At 58.5% G+C, this 19,823-nt stretch carries 10 protein-coding genes; 1 reads left to right on the top strand and 9 read right to left on the bottom strand.

What is annotated here, in order from left to right; genetic code table 11:
• Positions 1-62: 62 nt before the first annotated feature.
• The 8 genes from H0921_RS09540 to H0921_RS09505 all read right to left on the bottom strand — a co-directional run bounded on the left by H0921_RS09540 (position 63) and on the right by H0921_RS09505 (position 12,691).
• Complete coding sequence (locus H0921_RS09540) at positions 63-3,449, bottom strand: Ig-like domain-containing protein (RefSeq protein WP_194537829.1); 3,387 nt, start codon at positions 3,447-3,449, stop codon at positions 63-65.
• 213 nt (positions 3,450-3,662) lie between these two features.
• The gene (pyk, locus tag H0921_RS09535) at positions 3,663-5,138 is read right to left on the bottom strand and encodes a pyruvate kinase (RefSeq protein WP_315851870.1); all 1,476 of its coding nucleotides are present in this window, start codon (positions 5,136-5,138) and stop codon (positions 3,663-3,665) included.
• A gap of 434 nt (positions 5,139-5,572) precedes the next feature.
• Positions 5,573-5,815: a 30S ribosomal protein S18 gene (gene rpsR / locus H0921_RS09530; RefSeq protein ID WP_194537828.1), complete on the bottom strand. Its 243-nt coding sequence runs from the start codon at positions 5,813-5,815 to the stop codon at positions 5,573-5,575.
• Between the two features lie 313 nt (positions 5,816-6,128).
• Positions 6,129-7,415, bottom strand: a complete 1,287-nt coding sequence (locus H0921_RS09525) for a TIGR03943 family putative permease subunit (RefSeq protein ID WP_194537827.1) — start codon at positions 7,413-7,415, stop codon at positions 6,129-6,131.
• A 63-nt stretch (positions 7,416-7,478) separates the two neighbouring features.
• Positions 7,479-8,447, bottom strand: a complete 969-nt coding sequence (locus H0921_RS09520; protein ID WP_194537826.1) for a permease — start codon at positions 8,445-8,447, stop codon at positions 7,479-7,481.
• A 166-nt stretch (positions 8,448-8,613) separates the two neighbouring features.
• Positions 8,614-9,600 carry a metal ABC transporter permease gene (locus H0921_RS09515; protein ID WP_194537825.1) on the bottom strand — a complete coding sequence of 329 codons (987 nt, stop codon included), beginning with the start codon at positions 9,598-9,600 and terminating at the stop codon, positions 8,614-8,616.
• Positions 9,591-11,240, bottom strand: a complete 1,650-nt coding sequence (locus tag H0921_RS09510; RefSeq protein WP_194537824.1) for an aminotransferase class III-fold pyridoxal phosphate-dependent enzyme — start codon at positions 11,238-11,240, stop codon at positions 9,591-9,593. Before H0921_RS09510 ends, H0921_RS09515 begins: the two co-directional genes overlap by 10 nt.
• 161 nt (positions 11,241-11,401) lie before the next feature.
• Positions 11,402-12,691 (bottom strand): Gfo/Idh/MocA family protein, encoded by a 1,290-nt coding sequence (locus H0921_RS09505; RefSeq protein WP_228499308.1) that lies wholly within the window; start codon positions 12,689-12,691, stop codon positions 11,402-11,404.
• A 648-nt stretch (positions 12,692-13,339) separates the two neighbouring features.
• On the opposite strand from H0921_RS09505, the gene H0921_RS09500 reads away from it, so the two are divergent.
• Complete coding sequence (locus H0921_RS09500; protein WP_194537823.1) at positions 13,340-18,427, top strand: hypothetical protein; 5,088 nt, start codon at positions 13,340-13,342, stop codon at positions 18,425-18,427.
• A gap of 61 nt (positions 18,428-18,488) precedes the next feature.
• Here H0921_RS09500 and H0921_RS09495 read toward each other — a convergent pair whose 3' ends face one another.
• Positions 18,489-19,742: a M16 family metallopeptidase gene (locus H0921_RS09495; RefSeq protein ID WP_194537822.1), complete on the bottom strand. Its 1,254-nt coding sequence runs from the start codon at positions 19,740-19,742 to the stop codon at positions 18,489-18,491.
• Positions 19,743-19,823 lie beyond the last annotated feature (81 nt).

The raw sequence follows: 19,823 nt of genomic DNA, 5'->3' as shown, positions 1-19,823 counted from the left end.
ATCACGTGGGTACCTCAGCTTTTTATGCTGAAGGCAGTGAGGTTTGGAATAGGTCCAGGCCCTCAATTGCGCATCAGGATGGCGCCCTCACCGTTACGCAGTGTGATTGTGGTGATAGGAGGACCGAGTGTTCCATCAGCTTGAAGGCGGCGGAATGTGCCTCCGAGGGAATGCGTGGTGGCTGTCGCATCATCCGTCGTTCCGTTGCCCACCCCCAAGGTATAGGAGAGGGGCTTGTACAACACGAGAGCTTTGCTGTAGTCCCGTGCGTAGATGCGATAACCGAGGCGGGGATTGGCGGGATCATTCCCGCTAGCGAACAGGCGCATCGAGCCAAGTGGTTGGCCGACATCAACTGCTGCGGCAGGCGACCAGTGTTCGCTCCAGGATGATGAGGGATTGTATCCTCCGAAAAACATGAGGAAGGTGCGCTGGGGATCGGCGAGCAGGTAGTAATAGGCCAGGGTGGCCAGTTGCGTTCGTGGATCGGTGGGGCTGGTAGCACCTGGGTGGCTGTCGAGCACCAGATAGGCAGAGCGGCCCGGCGCCAACCTTGCACTGACCAGATCGGCTACATCCAGCACCTGAGTCCAGTTGGTTTGGAGGGGGCGTAGTAAGAATTCCTCAAAGCTAGCGGCTGCGGCAGTGGTGAGAGGTACGGCATCGTAACCCCCGCCTGCGGTGTTGAGCATCACCCATTTCGGGGCAATGGCACGACTGATGGCGGCCACCAAAGCCGCAGAGTCAATGTCAAAGGCGGCGGTGGCTTCCTGTACGCTAATGCCGCTGAAGGGAACACGCCCAGTCGCATTGTCGAGGAATAAACCATCGGCTAAAGGGTTGGCTTGCAACAAGCGCAAGTGATAGTCCGCAGCCCAACGGCGGACGGCTACATCCGAAGGGTTGGTGACAAAGCGCATCTGCCCATAGTAGGGGTAGAAGAGTCGAGTTTCGTACACAAATCGTGCCTCGTATCCGGGGCGGCGGCGGGCATATTCTGTATCGTTGAGATAACCGTCGCCATCGCGGTCCGCTGAAGCGTCAAAGGCAGGGATGACGCCACTAGTTCCGCCATTAGCCTGGACATAATCTCGCCCGAGCGCACTCTGCCAGATGGCTTGGGCTTCACTCGTGCCGGCAGTCACGCGGAAGCGGACATAGTAGAGGCGCGGCCCTCCGGAGAGGGAGGCCGGTTGCCAATCCCGCGGGGGATCGAAAGTCAAACGGCCGTTCTGCCGCTGCCCCGCCGTTGTGTCTGCCAAGAGTGGCAAAGGTTTCCAGGAGACCACTTGTCCTTGGGCATTGACAGTGGCGGCGTATTCCCACACTCCGCTCCATCCGCTCTCTGCCGCTTTCTGCAAGGTTAGGTTGATCTCGCGAAATGGATCGGGATATCCCAAAGCTGTAGTGGTTCCCGCCCCTCCGAGGCGGACGCCGCTTCCCCCTCCGCGGGCTGCTGTCGTGACCGGAATGTTGTTACCCGCGGGAGTCGTTTGCACGGCGGACCAGAACCAGGTCACCGGCTGTGAAGCTGGACTGGAACCGCGGAACGGCGTCGCACGGGTCACATGGTAGAAGGCCAGCTCACGCGACACTCCCATACGATCCGCATAACTGAGCCAGTCTGTCAGCAGGTCTTGGTACAAATTCGAGACGTTGCTGTAGATCAACTGAGGTGTAGCCGGAGCGATTCGATCGATCAGGCTCAAATAGCGAATGTTCGGGACTACGAGGTCCACAGAGGTTTGCAGGAGCTGTTGTTCCACGCTGCCCATCGGGTTGCCGCTGTAAGCGAGCTGGGCGACGCGGATGTGGGGCAGATGCCGGGGAATATCGGGGACAAAAAGGGGGTCCTGACCGTCGTTTTGCGTCGTGAATGAATACTCCGCTACACCTAGGTTGCCTTCGCTATCGTAGGCCCGAACCTGAAGCAGGTGAGAACCGTTGGTTAGGGTGGCGGTGTCCACAGTCCAGCGAGCGGAAGCGTTGGGAAAGACTGCACGCAAAACCCCATCCAGCCGGAACTCCAGGCGGGTAATTGTGCCCGTTGCCACGGCCTGGAAGGTAACATCGCCGGAGAATGGGCTACTCCCTGATACAGGAGCGACCGTCACGGCCGGATTGCTGTTACTGTCAAGGGCATGAGCGCGGAAATCGTCGAAGACCAGAGTGCCAGCATAGGCCGCAGCTCGGATCAGACCAGCCTGCCCTCCGGAAGGCAGCGTTCCATCGCGTATCTCCAGAGCGAAGTCTGGAGTATCTGACCAGCTTCCATCCGCCGAGAGCCACTGTTGCGTATCCTCGCGGATGACAGCCACGCGCAGGCGGTCCCCGATGGCGCTCACTTGGAGGCGGACCCATTGATGGCTCAGCCACTGCTGAGACCGAAGGGTGCCCAAAACCACCTCCTGCCCTTGGGCGACGCGGATCAGCGACACTTCGACGCCCCGGCGCAATTGAGCGGCATAGTAGGTGGGAGTGCTACTGTTCCAACCGCTACCCCGGATAAACACCCGCGCAGGGATGAGGCTATCTGCATAGATCAGGGCTGAGGCGGCGACATCTGCGGGCCAGTTGATGTCAGGTCCAATAGCGGCAGCGGTAGTTGAGCCGCCTTCACTGGCTAAGGCACGAGGCAGACTGGCAGCGCGGGCCGATGTGACGGCCCAACTTCTTGCTGCCCCGGTCACGACCGGCTGCCAGCCCTCCGGCAAGGCACCCTCTGGGACGCGATCAAAGTTCTCAAATACACCCGGAGGTTGAGGGATTTGCCAGAGAAAATCATCGATGGCGACATCTCCGGTATAACGAGGCAGGCGTCCGATTCCTATGCTTCCGGTCTTAGGACACCAGCGGGTGGTGACGGTCAAGGCACTGGTTTCAGTGTTACTCCAGGTTCCTTGAGCGGTCAGATATTGTCCAGTATCCAGACGCACCACCTGCACCTGCAGTGTTGTTCCCTGTGGTCGAAGCCAAACCTGAACCCACCGATTTGAGAGATACGCCGCCGGGGTATTGCTGACTTTTCCCAATACCGTGGCCTGGCCATCGATCACTTCCAGCACTTCGACATTCAGTCCACGCGTGACACTCACCGCGAGGTAACTGGGAGTGGCTGAGTCCATGTTCGTACCGCGGACGAAGACATACACGGGCACGAGAGTGCTAGCCAACACACTAGCGGCCACCGCTGTGTCAGCAGGCAGAGTGAGCAGTGGTCCAGTCCAGCCCCCGCTGCGACTACTGCTCGCACTGCTAAGTAGGCCGATACTGCCGTTGATCCCCGCGGAGTTGGCTGTACGGAAGGAAGCAGCGGGTTCGTTACTGCTACTCCAGTTGTCCGGCAAAAGGGGTGGTGCGGTGGAGTCGAATGTTTCCACCATCCCTGCGGGAACTTCCCGACTTTCCAGGCATTCCAAGCGGAGGAGGGCAGGCGGGGTTTGCCTCATGGCCGGGTCGCTCCTCGACGGTGTGCGTCAGTGTGTGAGCTAATTCGGCCAAAGTGCTGGTCAACCCTCCATGAGAATGGGTCCGAGCCATCCCCCAGCATACCCAAGGGGTCAAGATGATGCGCGCAATATCTACAATGTGTCGGATCGTTACCCTTGCTGTAGGTGTTGATCTTGTTTCGACTGGCGAAAACTTCCCTGGAAATGGGGTGTTCAGGGTTCGGCGGGTTGACCTGCTGGGCCGACACGGAGCAATCGCAACGTCGGATGGCGTGGCCCGCCTTCGATAGGGTGACCTGCCATGACGACGACACGCTCTCCTAGAGTAACAACACCGGCGGCAAAGGCGTCCGCGACAGCGGCCGCCATGCGGTCTTGTCCTACCGTCACCGGGCGCATCAGCACACCCGTCACTCCCCAACTCAACGTCAATTGTTGGAGAACCGCCTGCCGGCTTGCCACCGCTATAATCCTCACCCAGGGTCGATGGCGGGCGACCAGTCGGGCTGTTCGACCCGTTACGGTCGGGATGATTAAGGCGGTGGCTTTTTCTTCAACCGCTAGTCGGCATGCGGTAGCCGTAAGTGGTTCCTCACCCTCGTGGAGGGCTGGTGGTGCCGGCACATCACCTCCCAAGGCTGCTCCGTTGGCCCGCATGTGCTGTTCTGTTTCCTCTGCGATCCGCACCATGTAGCGCACAGCATCTACGGGATACTGCCCCACTGCAGTTTCTCCCGAAAGCATCACGACATCGGTGCCATCGCAAATGGCGTTGGCCACGTCGCTGACCTCAGCCCGTGTGGGGCGGGGATTGCTCCGCATGGAATCGAGCATGTCTGTGGCGATGATGACTGGCCGAGCGGCTGCACGTGCCCAAGCGATGAGCCGCTTTTGCACCATGGGGACTTGTTCGAGGGGGATTTCGACACCCAAGTCTCCACGCGCCACCATGATGCCATCGAATGCCTGGAGGATGCTTTCGATCTGTTCTACGGCTTCCGGACGCTCAATTTTGGCTAAGAGGGGTGCTTCCAGACCCACTGCTGCACAGGCTGCACGCGCTGCTTCCGCAGCAGCAGCCTGGCGGACGAAAGAGAGCGCCACCCAATCCACCTTCTCCGCTGCGGCTACTTCCAAGGCTCGGCGATCCCGTTCCGTTACCGCGGGAAGTGACAGGCGGGTGTCCGGTAGATTGAGTCCTTTGTTCGGGCTGAGCATGCCGCCGATGGCCACGCGCGCTGCCAGCCATCGCCCTGCCCATCCTGTAGCCTCCCATTGCATCCGCCCATCATCCACTAAAAGACGCTGGCCAGGCCGAATCTCCGCCAAAACCTGTGGTTCGGTTACGCCCACCACGTGCGGTAAGCTCCGCCAATCGTCTCCAGGGGTCAGATAAATCCAGTCCCCCGACTGAAGAGATACTGGTGCTGGAAGCAACAGCCGTAACTTAGGACCCGGTAAATCTGCCAGTATGCCCGCGATCCGCCCGGTCTTGGCCGCTGCTTGGCGCCAGGCCCGAATGCGCCGAATGTGATCGTCTGGTGTACCGTGAGAGAAGTTGATTCGTGCGACATCTGCTCCCGCACTCAGCAAGGCTTCCAGTTTCTCTGCGCTATCCGTGGACGGTCCCAGGGTAGCAATGATCCGTGTCCGCCGCTGGTTATTCCTCATCACTTGGTCCCCATTCACAGAACTGTTCTCTGAGCGGCGAGGATTGCTTGTCTCACCAGCCCTACCCTTCCTGCACGCAAGCTCGCACCGAGCCGGAATAGTCGCGGTGTGAACAGTTTGTGTTTGTCTGGTCTCGCTGCCGAGGAGTGCTTATCATTCGCCGCCGATGCAGGGGGGTAGGTGTCGGCTGGTACTTTCCGTTCCGGAACTGCCGGACTCGGATGGCAAGTGCTTCCGGGGGAGAAACGACGGACACGGGCCGGTAGGCCGGCATGAGCTACTCCACTTCAGCTATGTGGAGGCACCGGGTGAATGATCCGAATCCCGGCTCATACTGAAAGCGATAAAGTTTACTCCACACAGACCAAATCAGTCCCGATGGCAAAGAAGTGCACCACGGGATTCACCACGGCAGAACTTCACCGGGCGGGAGGCCGCACGTCTCAGCGGGCCTACTCTCCGACGTAAGGAAGCAAGCCCATGAAGCGCGCCCGCTTGACGGCTTCCGCCATCGCACGCTGATAGGTGGCGCACAAACCGCTCCGCTTGCGCCCGAACAACTTGGCATTGCTCGTCATCATCTTCTTGAGATTGGCCACGTCCTTGTAATCGACAAAGGCCGGCCGAGGACACCCCTGCTTGGTGCAGTAACGGCACTGCAAATGACGGTGGCGTCGTAACTTCTTCGGTTGCATGATTTCCTCGCTCCTCTTCAAATCAAATTCCAGCGGTTCATTCTAATGGTTTATTCTCTTCCCGGAGGGCAGGCCATCCCTTCAGGCCATTCCGTGGGGGCGGAGGTTATGATGGCCGCTTCTGCCGAAAGTCTCCGTACCGACTTCCCCTTTATGCTGTACGTCTCATGGATTGGGCCGGGACGGAGCTGGATGGCGGACGAAATACCCTCTCGCCCGTGGCTATTCCTCACGGGAATAGTTAGCGTAGTGACCGCAATGACCGCGAAAAGAGGGGAGAGGATGAGGGAAACAATATAACCGCAAGGCACTGTTACAGCTCGTACTCCCCTTTCGGTTCGGTTTTGCGAACATCGGTGATGTCGGCCACTATGATGACGGGGAGATAGCGCTCCTGCCCCGGTACTTTGACAAATTGGATTTGTCCTTTGACTTCCACCCAATCGAAATCTTGGAAACCACTGAGGGCTTGGGGGACGACAATACGAACGCGTAGGGGCACCGTATCGGCGGCACAGCAAGTCATTTTGAGGCGGAAGAGGGTAAACTCCTTGTCCCCCAAGCGGCGAAAGCGGCCTTCCAAAATGGCGATCTGTCCCTGGAGGCTTTGCCGTTTGGCTTCGTCAAAGGCTGCATCATTGAGATCATTGAAGCGCATCCGCCGGCCCTCGCCGCTGAGAACCTCCAAGCGGGGCTGGCTGCCATCGGGTTTGCGTGTCTCGAGGAGCCGCAAGCCAGTCTTCGTCTTCAACGTCCGTTGAAGACTTCCGTCCTCTAAGGTTTTTTCTGCGACAACCTCGGCGTCTTTGGCCAACTCCTGGAGCAATTCTGTCCCGATGGACGATTCCTGACCCAGCATACGAAGCTGGCGTTCCTTGCTATAGGTGGCGTTGGGAAGACCGAGGAAATACAGGGACACCGGGAATATCAACACGAGCATACGGGCCATTACCCACGATAGATCGTGGCTGTGCCCGTGGTCGGCCTCGTGTTCGTCTTCTTCTTCAGCGTTTGCATCACTGCGATCCGGTTCGGGAGTGGGTTGCGAAGGCGAGGATTCCCTGCCAGTGGAACCATAGGAATCGCTTGCAGCAGAAGGTGAATCCGTCTGCGTAGGAACGCGCTCCTGCTCCCCATGAGAATGACCCTCGGCTGACGCGGGGAAATGCGTGTGCGCGGCATGAGTGCAACCGGGGTGGTGCTCGTGCTCGTGATGATGGTGGGCGTGGTCATGATGATGGTGTTCGTGCTCATGATGATGGTGGGCGTGAGAGTGCACGTGCAGATGGCCATCGTGGATATGCACATGGCCGGCATGAGCATGCACTTGGCTGGCTTCATGCCAAACGGCGACCGCCCGGAGAACCACCAGAGCCAAGATCGCAATGCCGCCACCGAGAACCCAGGCATGGAACTGCGGAGCCAGCAGATTATTTAGCATTCCGCCGCGATACATCTGAATGGCGACGAAGCCGAACAGACCCGCTACCAGAATGGTGAGCAACTGCTCTGTGAAATACGCACTGATGGCTTCACCATCGTGGTGATGGTGATGGTCTGAGTGGTCGTGAACTTGGGTCTGGTGATGTGCATCTGCCATAGTCTACATCTCGTGTCGTTTAAGAGTTTCGTAAGCTTAGTGGTAATCGTTCCTGGACGTTGGCTAACCAGGTAAACCCGTCCAGCCGTTGAGCTGGTAGATCAGGTGGACGATAGCGGTGTAGAGGAACACTTGCGTGGTCACCGCCACAAGGATGATCAGGATCAACCGGGGGCGGAAAATCCGGGTGTACATCATCATTAGCTTGATGTCCACCATCGGGCCATAGACGAGGAAGGCCAATTTGCCCGAAATGTGCAGGCTGGTGAAGCTCGCGGCGACAAAGGCATCCGCTTCACTACACAAGCACATCAGGGCTGCCAATAGCATCATACCGGCAATGACCAAGAGCGGAGCTTCCCGCGACAGGCGCTCGACTTCGTCCGGCGCGATATATTGCTTGGCCACAGCCGCCAACACGGCTCCTAGAATCAGAAACACTGTGATATCGACAAAATCGTGCAACGCGGTGGCCGATATATGACTGAGTCGCTGGAACAAGGATCGCCGTGGGGCGGAGCCGGAGGCGGAGGAGGTGGAAGATTGGCTCTTTCCTGGGGGGCCAGGATGTGCCAGAGGAGTCAGCAAATCGGCACCATACTTGCGGTACTGTCCGTGCACGATCAAGGCGGTGACCACGGCCACCAGAAACCCCAGGCCGCAGCGCAATCCCACCATTTCCGGTCCGATCTTGTGATCCCGGAAAGCAAACCAGGTACTGAAAATGACAACCATGTTGATGATCGGCCCGGCTAGCAGATAGGCGATGCAGCAGGCTAGGGGAAGTCCCTTACGCAGCAGCCGGCGCATGACGACGACGATTCCGCACTCGCACATCGGGAAAACGAGTCCCAAGCCAGCCCCTACCATGACGGAAGGGAGTAGGCGGGGCGGTAAAATGCGGGTGATGAATTGCTGGGGCAGAAACTCTTCCAGCACCCCAGCAACCATCGCTCCCACCACGATGAACGGCATCGCCTCCCACAAGATGGCGCTGAAGGTGAGCAGAAAATCCAGAAGCGTTGGATCCACGAGTCACCTCAATCCGCGAGCGGAAAATCACCGGCTCGAATCATCCCGGCGGGAGGAAGCACTGCCATACTTGCTCGACAACACGCAGGGATTATGGCGGTGGCTTCCTCACCGGGTTTCGTTCCGTTATTGGCATTGTCCGAAGGGCTGCGGCGGAGAGCAAGCCTCAAGAAGTCTCGTGGTGCAGGGGAGGGTGATCAGTCGGGTGGTCCGGCAGAGAGGAACAACCTAACAGCGGAGCGAGGCGGTTCCAGACCCGGCGTAGGACCATAGTGCCAAAAAAGAACACGACCGTCAGCACTACAATGAGACCACTGGGGCCAAAGGGAATCGGTTCTCCACCGCCCAAGCGTAGCTCGACACTGTTACGCAGCCCGAAGCCGAGCAGGCCGGCTCCCAGGCACAGAGCAATCGTGAGCCAAAACATTTGCCGCAGATTTCGGGCCAAATTGGCCGCGGCGGCTGCCGGTACGACCAACAACGCATTGATGAGCAAAGCCCCAACTGCCTTGATCGAAAGATTGACCACAAGAGCCAAAAGCACGATAAACAGGTAGTCGTTGAAGCGCGTGGGCAAACCGCGAGTGCGGGCCAAAGTCGTGTTGAAACTGGCGAAAACAATCTGATTGTACCGCCAGGCAAAGAGCGGCGCGACCAGGACCAGTACCAGGAGTAGAAGGAATAGGTCCTCATCGGGAATCAGGACCAAGTTGCCGAAAAGGAAGTACTCCGGGTTGAAGCTGCTCTTCACCGCCAGAATCTGGAAGAGCATTGCACCGAAGCCGATGGCAAAGGCGAAAAAGACTCCAATGACCGTATCGTGAGCCAGGCCGGTGCGTTCCCGAACGTAAACCATACCGATACCCGCGGCAATGCCGAAGGTGACCATGACGAGCGGCACGACCCAGGTGGCCACACTCCGATCGGCATGGGTGAGCAGTACGCCGAGATACCCCAAGGAGACGCCGGCGAAGGCACAGTGGGCCATCGCATCGGAGAAGAACGCCATGCGATTGCCGACGACCAGAGAGCCTACCATGCCGCAGAGAGTGCAGACGATAATGACAGCGAGCACTCCCTTGACAACAAAGAGTTCCGCCCCGCTTTGCTGGGCGAGCAGTTCGACCAGTTGGCCCAGGGCCTTTACGAGCATGGCAGGCACTTCTGGTGCAGGAGGGTTCGAGCGCCGAGGTGCAGGATTTGCAAAGCCTGTTGCGCCTGTTCCGCTGTAATGACCAGTGGCGGTGCAATCCGCACAACCTTCTTGGCGAGCGGTCCGAGAAGATGAACGCCTGGTTGCTTGGCTCCACTGCCGCGATAGGCAGCCAGAACGAAAGCATTGGCCCATTCGCTGGCGGACCGGCCATCATAATCCTGCATTTCCACACCCCACACCATTCCCCCTTTCTCGCCACGCACCGCTGCCACAAAGGGGTATTCCCGCAACGCGACCAAACCGGCTTCGATCTGCTCGGAGACGGGGCGCATCGCGGCCAGTACGTCCCGGCTCTGATATTCCGAGATAGTGGCGAGCACTGCGGCGCAACCGAGGGGGTGGGCGCTGTAGGTGTCCGAAGCATCGCCATAATTCAGCGCAGCGAATACATCCGCTCGGCCTGCCGCCGCCGCTACGGGAACACCATTGCCCAATCCCTTGCCCAACACCACAATATCTGGCTCTAAACCGTAGGTTTCAAAGGCGAAAAGCGATCCTGTCCGGCCGAAATTAGATTGCACTTCATCCAGAATGAATAAGATGTCGTTCTCCCGGCAGAATCGCTGCAAGAGTTGCAAGTAAGCCTTGGGAGGATGGAAGGAACCGCCGCCTCCCAGGTACGGCTCCGTGATCAGGGTGCCGATCTTGCGCCCAAATTGGTGAAGCACCTGCTGCAATTCCCGTTCGTAAGGAGTGGGGTCGAAAAACTGATCCCGCTGGCGGACATCCCGGCATTCCTCCATGGGGAACGAGATGAAGCGCACGCGGGGATCACGTTCCGGATCGGTCTCGCAGCCGGTGACGGCTTGGGCGAGTCCCTTTTTGCCGTGGAAGCCGTAGCGGGTGGCCAGGATCATCGGGCGATCACGCTGGAAGGCAAGCGCCGCCCAAAGGGCCTTTTGAATGGCTTCCGAGCCGGAGGCCGCCCACAGGACTTGCTCCAGCCGCCGTCCACCCGGACGGGATTGCAGCAACTGCACCAGAGCCTGCACGGCGTGGGCTTCCACTGCCGTCATCGCGTTGTAAGCCGTCAGTGGAACTGCTAGGCCGAACTCCTCCGCATTCCCAGGAACAATACCTGGCCTGGGTCCGGAGGCTGCCGATGGCCACCATTCCCCCTGGGAGGTGGTGTTACTGTCAGCGGAACCTGCCTCTGCTGGCACAGGCCAGCCCATGAGGGCAAACCACTTCCGTGTCCACGTCCGGGGATAGTGTCCCAGATTGGCTACCAGAACACCGGAGGTGAAGTCGTAGAGGGGGCGGCCATCGGCAGTCCACAGCAGGACACCACTGGCACGTGTGAGGGCAGCTTGCGTCGGGGTGTAGGTCCGCAGGGACTTGGGTTCCCCGAAGTGAAGGACATGCCGGATCCGATTCCCTTCAGGTTCCTCGGGGTGTTCGATCTGCGGGGGCAGCGTCGGCTGGGTGTGAATCGACCAGCCGAGGCCGCCTGCGTCCTGGGCGATGTCCGCAGAAGACACTGTGGTTCCATTCGCTTCGGCCAGGACGGATGTATTTTCCGCACGACGGGACAGTTCAGCGGTCCCAACCGACAAGGAATCACGGGCTGGTGTCATGGGCGTTTCCCCATCTGGGTATGTACGGGGTGACTGCTTTTAGGATAGCAGAGGCAAACAGGGTGCTAGGTCCCCTTCTTCTCCGCCGCCTCTCGTGGTCCGTATGATCGCTCTAGCGAGAAATTTGGGATGTCCATATCGCCTGCTGCGCCGCCAGGGAATCAGACGGAGGGGGCGTACAATACGACTTTCTCCGGGCAACCCGGCTCGTAAAGGACCAGCCCCCCATCAGGTCCATTGACTCGGACAACGCAGCCGGTTTTCCCTCGTGCAGCACGTTCCAGGATGGCCTCCAGGGCTTGCACGATGGCAACGCATCGCCGGTCTGCTGCAAGATCGTTATAGTCCAATTGCTGCATAGCGCGTAGCCTTTGGTCCCGTTGTTGGGGTGGCCCGCCGTACTCCACGTAGGCTACCTCCCGGAAAAAACGCTCCAGAACTTCAATCCCGTAACCCCGGCGGCGCCGCTGGCCCCAAGGCTCCAAAAATTCCGCATTATAATGATGGTTCGGCGTGATTTTGAATTCCCGAGGGTTATGCCCTTCGACCGTCACCTCAACCCCCCGCTTGCGTTGGTGAGCGTTCCAAACCCCATTGTCAAACCGGAACTGGACCTCCTGTTCCACGTAACCGGGGAAATTGTCGGGGTTGACCCAACTGGTATGGATGTCAAAGGCGGCCTCCCGCTGATCGGGGTGTCGATACACCACCTGAAGTTGGACCGAATCCCACGTATAACCATCCGGACTGCCCACCAATCCGCGCTGGCCAGTAGCCGTCACACGATCCAGCGACCAATCGGGGCCGAAGGTGAAGTCGATCAGCTTCAGGTAATGGACCGCGACATAGGTCGCCGGATTGCGGCCGTGAATCCATTCGGCGAATTGGCTGCCGCTGATGGATTTGGGTTCCAGCAGAGAGCAATAGCCGTTGTTGACGTGCCTCAGGATGCCGTCACAGACCAGGGTACGCAGGCGTTTGTGGTCCGGGTCCAGCAGTTTATGATAAACGACTTTGGCCAACACGCCTTGACGCTGAGCCAAGGCAACGAGTTCATCCAGTTCGCTCAAATTCAGAACCGAGGGCTTTTCGATCAGCACATGCTTGCCGGCTGCCAAGGCGCAGCGGGCTGGTTCGTAATGCCGATTATCTGGCGTAGCGATGCAGACCACCTCAAGAGGTTGACGAAGCAATTCCTTCAAGGCTTGAGCACCCGCCAGATTCTGGCACGAGGGAAAGAGGTTGGCCCGGTGTTGTAGGTATCGGGCAGCACGTTGACCCGTGCGGGACACCAAAGCAGCTAGCTGCACCTGCACCGGGCCGGTCGCTACGTCGTAAAGGGGCGTCTCTGCCGCGGTCTCGAAGAAGGGGGCATACGTCTCCTCGAATATCATGCCCACGCCCACCATTCCCACGCGGAGTTGAGGCATCGTTTGTGACGTAGTTCCCATGGGACACCTGCCCGAGGTTCCTTGTAATCCCTTGAAGACACCGGCTGCTGGGGCGCGGCTTACTTACTCACGCCAGCTCAAAGCTTCCTCTTGATTCTGGCTACTTGCGCTCCCCGTCTGGATTACCAGGTTATTTCTAGGAAATAGGCTAGTGGATGGTGCCTCAAAAAGTTCGGTAGCATGATCCTGAGCAGAAAACGGCCTGCCGGTAGTTAGGAAGGCAATCTCCCAGTCTACAGCCCAGCCATCCCAATTACAGCCCAGCTATCCCAAAAGTTCGTTCCCAAATGATATAGACACTCTCATGGCTGACCCGGCGGTTATCTGGGCCACGGGCGGTTAGAAATGGGTTCTCTCATGCGTCCATGCAAGTGAAGGCGTGCCGGACCTTGCTGGGGCGAAGGTACGCCATCCAACCCCAAGGGAAGTGAACCCTGCGGGAAGCAAAGGAACATTCCCCCAAATGGCGACCTTAGCAGGGTGGTCCGTCCGAGCCGAGGAAACGTCCTTGCCAAAGCCTCGAAGGTGCGTCACAATCCATACAACGAACCTTATGAGATGAGAAAGCAGAGGTTGAAGGAGTTGTGGGTGCCCGTCGAGGAAGTACCGGACCGCTGTGGCTAGCAAAAGCGAGACAGGGCTATGGTCATGAAACCACGCAGGGTGTGGACCTACCGAATCCGATATGGTGGTGCTTTGCTGCTCATAGGCGCTATAGCTCTGGTCATCGGCTGGAGCGACGTGCTCATTGGTCAGGTCCAAATTCAACTGGCTCAACCCCCGTTACCGGGCAAGCCGGATCAGCAGGACGAGGGCAAAAAAGACAAAGACCCGGCAGAAGAGCGGTCAGAGGATGAGGAGGACGTGCCGTTTTCCTTCCCCTACGATCGCAACGTGCGGAATTATTTGCAAGGTGCCCGTGAATACCTGGCGGGCTCAAAGCAGCCTCCGTGGCAGACCGTCACGGCGTTGTTGCAGAACATCCTGGAGTCCAAAAGCGATTCGTTTTACAGCACCTACTACACAGTGGGCGGCAAGAAGAAGTTGCATCGGGTCAGTGTGCGGACCGAGGCCAACCGGATTATCGCTTCTTTTCCGAAAGAGGGATTGGAGTTCTATCAACAGGCATACGGGCAGACTGCTGCCGCGCAGTTAGAGGAGGCCATCCGGAATCATTACGATCTGGCCCGCCTGACGGAAGTGTCTCAGAAGTACTTCCACACTCGTGCCGGCGGGGAAGCCACCGTGTTGCTGGCCTCCTTGTATTTGGAACGGAGCAATTACTTGGAGGCCGCTTATGCCTTTGAGCGCCTCTGGCAACGCCCCAATAGCGACGCGTTTAAGACACCGTTGACCCTGTTCAAAGCCGCGCTAGCCTTTCAACGCAGCGGCGATCCACGCCATGCCGAGTTGCTCAAAATTGTCTTGGCCGACCTTCAGCGACTCACCGAGCGCCGCGGGGGTTTGAAGATTGGCGAGCGGGTCTATACCTACCAGCAATTGCTTGCGGAGATTCAACGCCCTGTTGAAGGACTGAGGGTTGTTCAGACGCTCAGTGAATGGCCGATGCGCGGCGGAACACCCACGCGTAACGGCGTGACAGCGGGTGGACCGCCGTTTCTGGTCCCGTTATTCCAGTTCCGCCTCTTGCCCTACGCCAGCAGTCCTGCGGCTCAGCAAGCCAGCGATTGGATCCGAGTCCAATTGGAGGATTTGTACAGGCAGCCTACCCAAGGGAGTTCGCGGTCGGAAGTACGCCTGCCGGGATTTTTCCCGATCACCACGGGGGATGCGATTCTCTTCCGAACTTACGACGGAATCTATGCAGTGGCAGCACGGGATCAGGTGGTCCACGGCCGCGCGGTGCGCGCCGGAGAATTGCTCTGGGCTTCCCGCACGGAAGCGGGCTTGTTCCAACTGCTCTCCTCCGATGAATTTCAGGATGAATCCAACCCCGAATCGAAAATTCGGGGTTGGTGGGAGCAGATCAAACGGACACCGCTGTCGAGCATGCTTTACGAGAATCCGCTGGTCGGGAGTCTTTCGCACGATGGTGAATACGCCTATTACGTGGATGACATCTGGCTTGTGCCTCCCTCCACCCGAAGCGACCCCAATCTGGGAATTGTCGTTCCGCCAAGTTATCGCCGGGAATCGACGTTGGGCAAGTATGTCCACGCTGGGCAGTTAGTGGCCGTCAATCTCAAAACCGGCAGCCGGGTTTGGCAGTTGGGGCGAGTGATCGAGCATCGCTTCCCCGGCGATCCGTTACCGCCGCCCCTTCCCCCTCCCCTCAAGGAGGAGGAGGCGGACCAAGCGACCAGCGCTTTCCACCTGTGCTTGGATGCGATTTTCCTTGGCCCACCCTTACCACTCCATGGGAAGCTCTACGTGCTGATCGAACAAGCCGGTGTCATCCGCTTGTTGTGCCTGGACCCCTTCAACCTGGAGCCGGTACCGGGACGTCCGCACATCCGCACACCGGTGTTGCTTTGGAGCCAGCGTTTAGGCCAGCCGGCTCAAACCCTGCCCGACGATGCTGTGCGGCGTTTCCAATGCTGCCAATTGGCTGCTAGTGACGGCGTGATTGTTTGCCCGACCAACTCGGGAGCTGTCATCGCCGTGGACTTGATGTCGCACAGTTTGCTTTGGGCCTACGGCTACGGCCGGGCCCGTCGTGATACTCCAGTTAGACCGGGAGGGGGTGTTATCATCCGGCCCGGAGTCCCGCCGAACTACAACATGGGATTGAAAACAGACCGCTGGCATGCGGCTGTCCCGATCATTGCCTCCGGTCGGGTACTGTTATCCGCTTACGACTCAGACACCCTCGATTGCCTCGATCTGCGCACAGGGCGTCTGATCTGGTCCGTTCCCCGCGATGTCAACGATTTGTATGTGGGCGGTGTTATCAACGACAAGGTCATCGTAGTGGGACGGAATCAGGTGCGGGCCTACCACCTCTTCGGTGAGGATGTCCAGCAGCAACGCCCCCGCTTGGCCTTCGACGGCGTGGTTATTCCTACCCCGACTGGCCATGGCGCCGCAGGGAAAGGTGTGTACTACATTCCCGTCCGACCGGAGAATGCCGGCAAGGGAGAGAATCCCTCCGCGGAAATCTGGGCCATCGATGTCGAAACTGGAACGGTGCGATCAAAAACCGCGGCCCGCTTGATCGGCAACGACGTGGAACTGGCCCGCCTCGGCCTTGGAAATCTGGTCTACTTGGACAACCTAGTTATCGCTCAATCCGCCTGGGAACTGGCCGCCTACCCCTATCTGGAACAGAAACGCCAGGAAATGGATCGCCTCCTGGCGGCGAACCCGAATGACCCCATTGGCCTGATCACTCGCGGCGAGTTGCACCTCGACGAAGGCAAAATCCTCGACGCTATACGTGACTTTGATGCTGCCTTGCGGAACAATCCCCCCGAAGAAAAGCGGCTGTTACTGCGCGAGAAGCGTTACATCGCCCTTACGGAACTTCTCACCAAAGACTTCGCCGCCGCAGAAAATTATGTGAACGAATATCGGGCCTTGTGCGAGTTGCCGCCCGTGCCTGGCGAACTCCCTGAGGACAAAAACCGCCGCCTGGAGGAAACTGAACGGCGTTTGCGCAAATTCGAGTATCTCATGGCTCGCGGGCGGGAAAAGCAAGGCCGATTGGTCGATGCCTTTGAGCACTACCTGCGCTTGGCCCAACTCGGAGATGCTCAAAAACTCATCGACATGCCCGATGAACCGAATGTCCGCGTCCGTCCGGATGTCTGGGCACGGGGACGGCTGGAGGCTTTGCTTCAGAATCACACCAACGCCGAAGCTCGGCGCCAGCTCGAACAGCGTCTGCACCAGGAGTGGAGCGACATCCGCCAGAGCAACGATCTCCTCCGCTTGCGCCGCTTCGTGAGGATCTTCGGCCCGCATTCTCCTCTCGGAGCAGAGGCTCAGCTTTACCTGGTGGAACGCCTCCAGGAAACGCGCAATGCGGCGGACTTGCAGGAAGCCCAGCACCTGCTGTTGCAATTGCGGATCGCCGCTCCCGATCGAACCTTCCGCGCCCGCGCTATCGAACGCTTGGCTAGCATTCTAATCCAGCAGCGGCATCTGGAAGATGCTGTGGCCCTTTATCTGCAACTGGAGCGGGAATACCCAGATGTCGTGATCCGAGACAATATGACCGGGGCGGACTTTGCTATCCGTCTGCTGACGGACAAGCGGCTATTGCCTTACCTGGAGCCGCAACGCTATCCGCTTCCCGCTCGCTACAAGGCGGAGCTGCGGCAGGAACCGCAACCCATCCAGCCACAATTTGAATTGGAACCGCTAGGGGAATTGTTCCCCATGTATCGCCGATTCCGCTTTGTGCTCGATCAAACCGTTGCCGGAAACGGAAGCTGGTCCTTGCGGGTCTTTGACAAGGTGACGGGCAAGGAAGAAATGCGGTTTACCAGTATAGCGCCCCAAGCCACTTTCTACCTGCCCAACGGTTCGGGGGTGGCGCGGAGCCTCCAAGCCTGCGGACACCTCGTCCTGCTGCACTTTGGCTACATGATTTACTGCTACGATCTGAGCCGGGGGAAGGAAACCAAGACGGAATTGTGGAAAATCAATCTGCTGGGCGAAGGAAACGGCCCCAATCCGAATCGGGGCATCCAGGCCCAAATGCTGCCTAACGGCGATATCGTCATCCGTTACGACAATAATTACTCCATGACCGTCGGCAAAATGGCCGTGATCCAACCAAGCTATGTCGCGGTGCTGACCGCCAATGGACTGGAGGTCTGCGACCCCCGTTCCCTGGAGCAGCGTTTGTGGATCCGGCAGGACATCAAGGACCGTACGCACCTCTTCGGGGATGACCGTTATCTCGTCCTTGTGGAAACCAATCCGCAAGGCCGGCCTACGAGTATCCGCCTGCTCCGAGCAGTCGATGGCGCCCCTGTTCCCGAGGCTCCGGATTTGGGACCGACCCTCGCTGAGGCTACGAGTTTTATCATCAGCGGGACTCAGGCCCTGATTTCTCAGGGTGGAGGGGAGCAAGCGTTAATCATCCGCCGCTTGGACTTGGTTACAGGCAAAGAAATCTGGCGCAAAGAGTTTCCCGCCTCTGTCCTGCCTATCCAATCCCTTCGTGCGGAGTGGGTGGGTGCTCTTCACACTAAGGATGGGACTGCTACGATCGTGGATGCGCTGACAGGTCAGGTCCGAGCGACTCTCCGCATCGATGCTGAAAATCTGGAGGCGCACGTCAAGCCGTGCACCCGCGTCCAAATGCTCGTTGATCCCCAGCGATTCTACCTCGTTCTGGATCAAAACCCCAACAAGCCCGCTCCGAATGGCCGACGGCGAGCGAATATCGGGGGTGGGCAAAGCCTCAACGTCTTGAACATCAACGGGCCGATTTACGCTTTCGACCGAACCACCGGCCAGCGGCTCTGGTTCCATGGCGAGGGCGTATTGGAGCAGCATCAACTCGTGCTGGACCGCTTTGAGGAGCTTCCCGTGATCATTGCGGCGGTGCCCTGCCACAACCGCCAGGGTGCCATCACTTACCAGGCCACCGTGATTGAGAAGGACCGCGGGCGGCTGCTGTTCGACCAAACACTGCCCTGGCAGGGATTCTTCCAGAAGCTCGATGTCAACCTCAAAAACGGTGAAATCATGATCGGTACCTACAATCAACGCATCCGCCTGATTCCAGACGATTCACCGAGCCGTTCTGCCAGCCGGCCTTGAGTGACACGATTCGAATTCTCTGGGACAGCCCTGGATTCCCTGCGGTGAGGGCTTTGTGGACCTATACCGGCTGGGCGGTCAGGCCAAACAACTGGGTTGCTGGTCCAAAGGCCACTACAGTACAAGACTGGATCGGATAGAGATCAAGACAAGTGCGGATATCCTCCAATTGGACGGCTTCGTAGAGGCGAAGCTCCGTATCCAAATCATGATAGCTGCCGGTGGCCCACCACATTCTCGCAAGCGAAACCATGTGGCCCATGGGGCGCTCCGACACCCGCGCTACCCGCGAGGCAATTTTATTTTTAGCAATCTGCAACTCTTCGGCGGTAATGCCGTGACTTTGCACATCGTCGAGGATACGCTGGACCCGTTCGCGGTTGGCTTCCGTCTTCTCAGCCTCGCAGGAGTAGGAAACATGCAGGCAGCCGCTGCCGTCGTGTTCGTAGTAGTTGCAATCTGCGGAGTCGGCATGTCCCGGATCGACCAGCTCCCAATAAAGCCGGCTGAAGGTGCCATCTCCTAAGGTCATGGCCAGAATGTCGCAGGCATATCGCAAGGGGGAATCGGCCGGGGGTGCGGCAGTGAAAAGCATAACGTGTTCTTGCACTACCTTTTCGCGCGTGAGCACATAGGTGGCGGGAGGACGCCGCCATTCTCGCCGATCGGTGCGCTCGGAGTTGCCCCGGAACCACGCCGCACAGTGCTTTTCCGCAAGTTGGGCGATCTGCTCCCCACTGACCGGCCCGGCAACAGACAGAATGATATTCTCCGCCCCATAACGGCGCTGAAAGTAAGCGTACATCTGCTCCCGTGTTAGGGCTTGGATGCTCTCGAGACTGCCGAGCACGCTGTGGCCTAACGGATGCCCGTCGTAATACAGCTTGCGGGCATGTTCCCAAGCTACCGACTCCGGCACATCCTCGTACATTTTGATCTCTTCCAGAATCACTTGCTTTTCTGTGTCGAAATCTTCCTGACGGAGACTCGGACGGAGGATGTCCGCCAGGATGTCCATAGCCTGAGGCAGATATTCGGGCAGCACCACAGCATAAAAAACGGTGTTCTCTTCACTGGTGTAGGCGTTGTAGGCGGCTCCAATCCGGTCAAAGTCCCGATTGACATCCCACGCTGTGCGACGAGCAGTCCCTTTGAAGGCCATATGTTCTAGAAAATGAGAAACCCCAGCTTCATCTTCATTCTCATCGCGAGCGCCGGTATTGACGAAGAAGCCGAGAGCTACTGAGCGAGCCGTGGGAAGTATCTCTGCCAGCACAGTCAAGCCATTGGGCAATACAGTCTGGAAGAAAGGCATAGATCACCTCGCCGCAATGCGCACGTTTGGATTACGTACAATGGATCCATCATTCCTGTGTCTCGCCTCCAGCAGCACCCA

Source organism: Thermogemmata fonticola, from assembly GCF_013694095.1.
Taxonomy (GTDB): Bacteria; Planctomycetota; Planctomycetia; order Gemmatales; family Gemmataceae; genus Thermogemmata; species Thermogemmata fonticola.
This window is presented reverse-complemented; position numbering and strand designations above follow the sequence as displayed.

Excerpts from the sequence above, each read along its gene's own strand:
- H0921_RS09525 (WP_194537827.1), bottom strand. The coding sequence starts at position 7,415 with ATGGCAGATGCACATCACCAGACCCAAGTTCACGACCACTCAGACCAT.
- H0921_RS09500 (WP_194537823.1), top strand. The coding sequence starts at position 13,340 with ATGAAACCACGCAGGGTGTGGACCTACCGAATCCGATATGGTGGTGCT.
- H0921_RS09495 (WP_194537822.1), bottom strand. The coding sequence starts at position 19,742 with ATGCCTTTCTTCCAGACTGTATTGCCCAATGGCTTGACTGTGCTGGCA.
- H0921_RS09505 (WP_228499308.1), bottom strand. The coding sequence starts at position 12,691 with ATGGGAACTACGTCACAAACGATGCCTCAACTCCGCGTGGGAATGGTG.
- H0921_RS09515 (WP_194537825.1), bottom strand. The coding sequence starts at position 9,600 with ATGCTCGTAAAGGCCCTGGGCCAACTGGTCGAACTGCTCGCCCAGCAA.
- rpsR (WP_194537828.1), bottom strand. The coding sequence starts at position 5,815 with ATGCAACCGAAGAAGTTACGACGCCACCGTCATTTGCAGTGCCGTTAC.
- H0921_RS09510 (WP_194537824.1), bottom strand. The coding sequence starts at position 11,240 with ATGACACCAGCCCGTGATTCCTTGTCGGTTGGGACCGCTGAACTGTCC.
- H0921_RS09540 (WP_194537829.1), bottom strand. The coding sequence starts at position 3,449 with ATGAGGCAAACCCCGCCTGCCCTCCTCCGCTTGGAATGCCTGGAAAGT.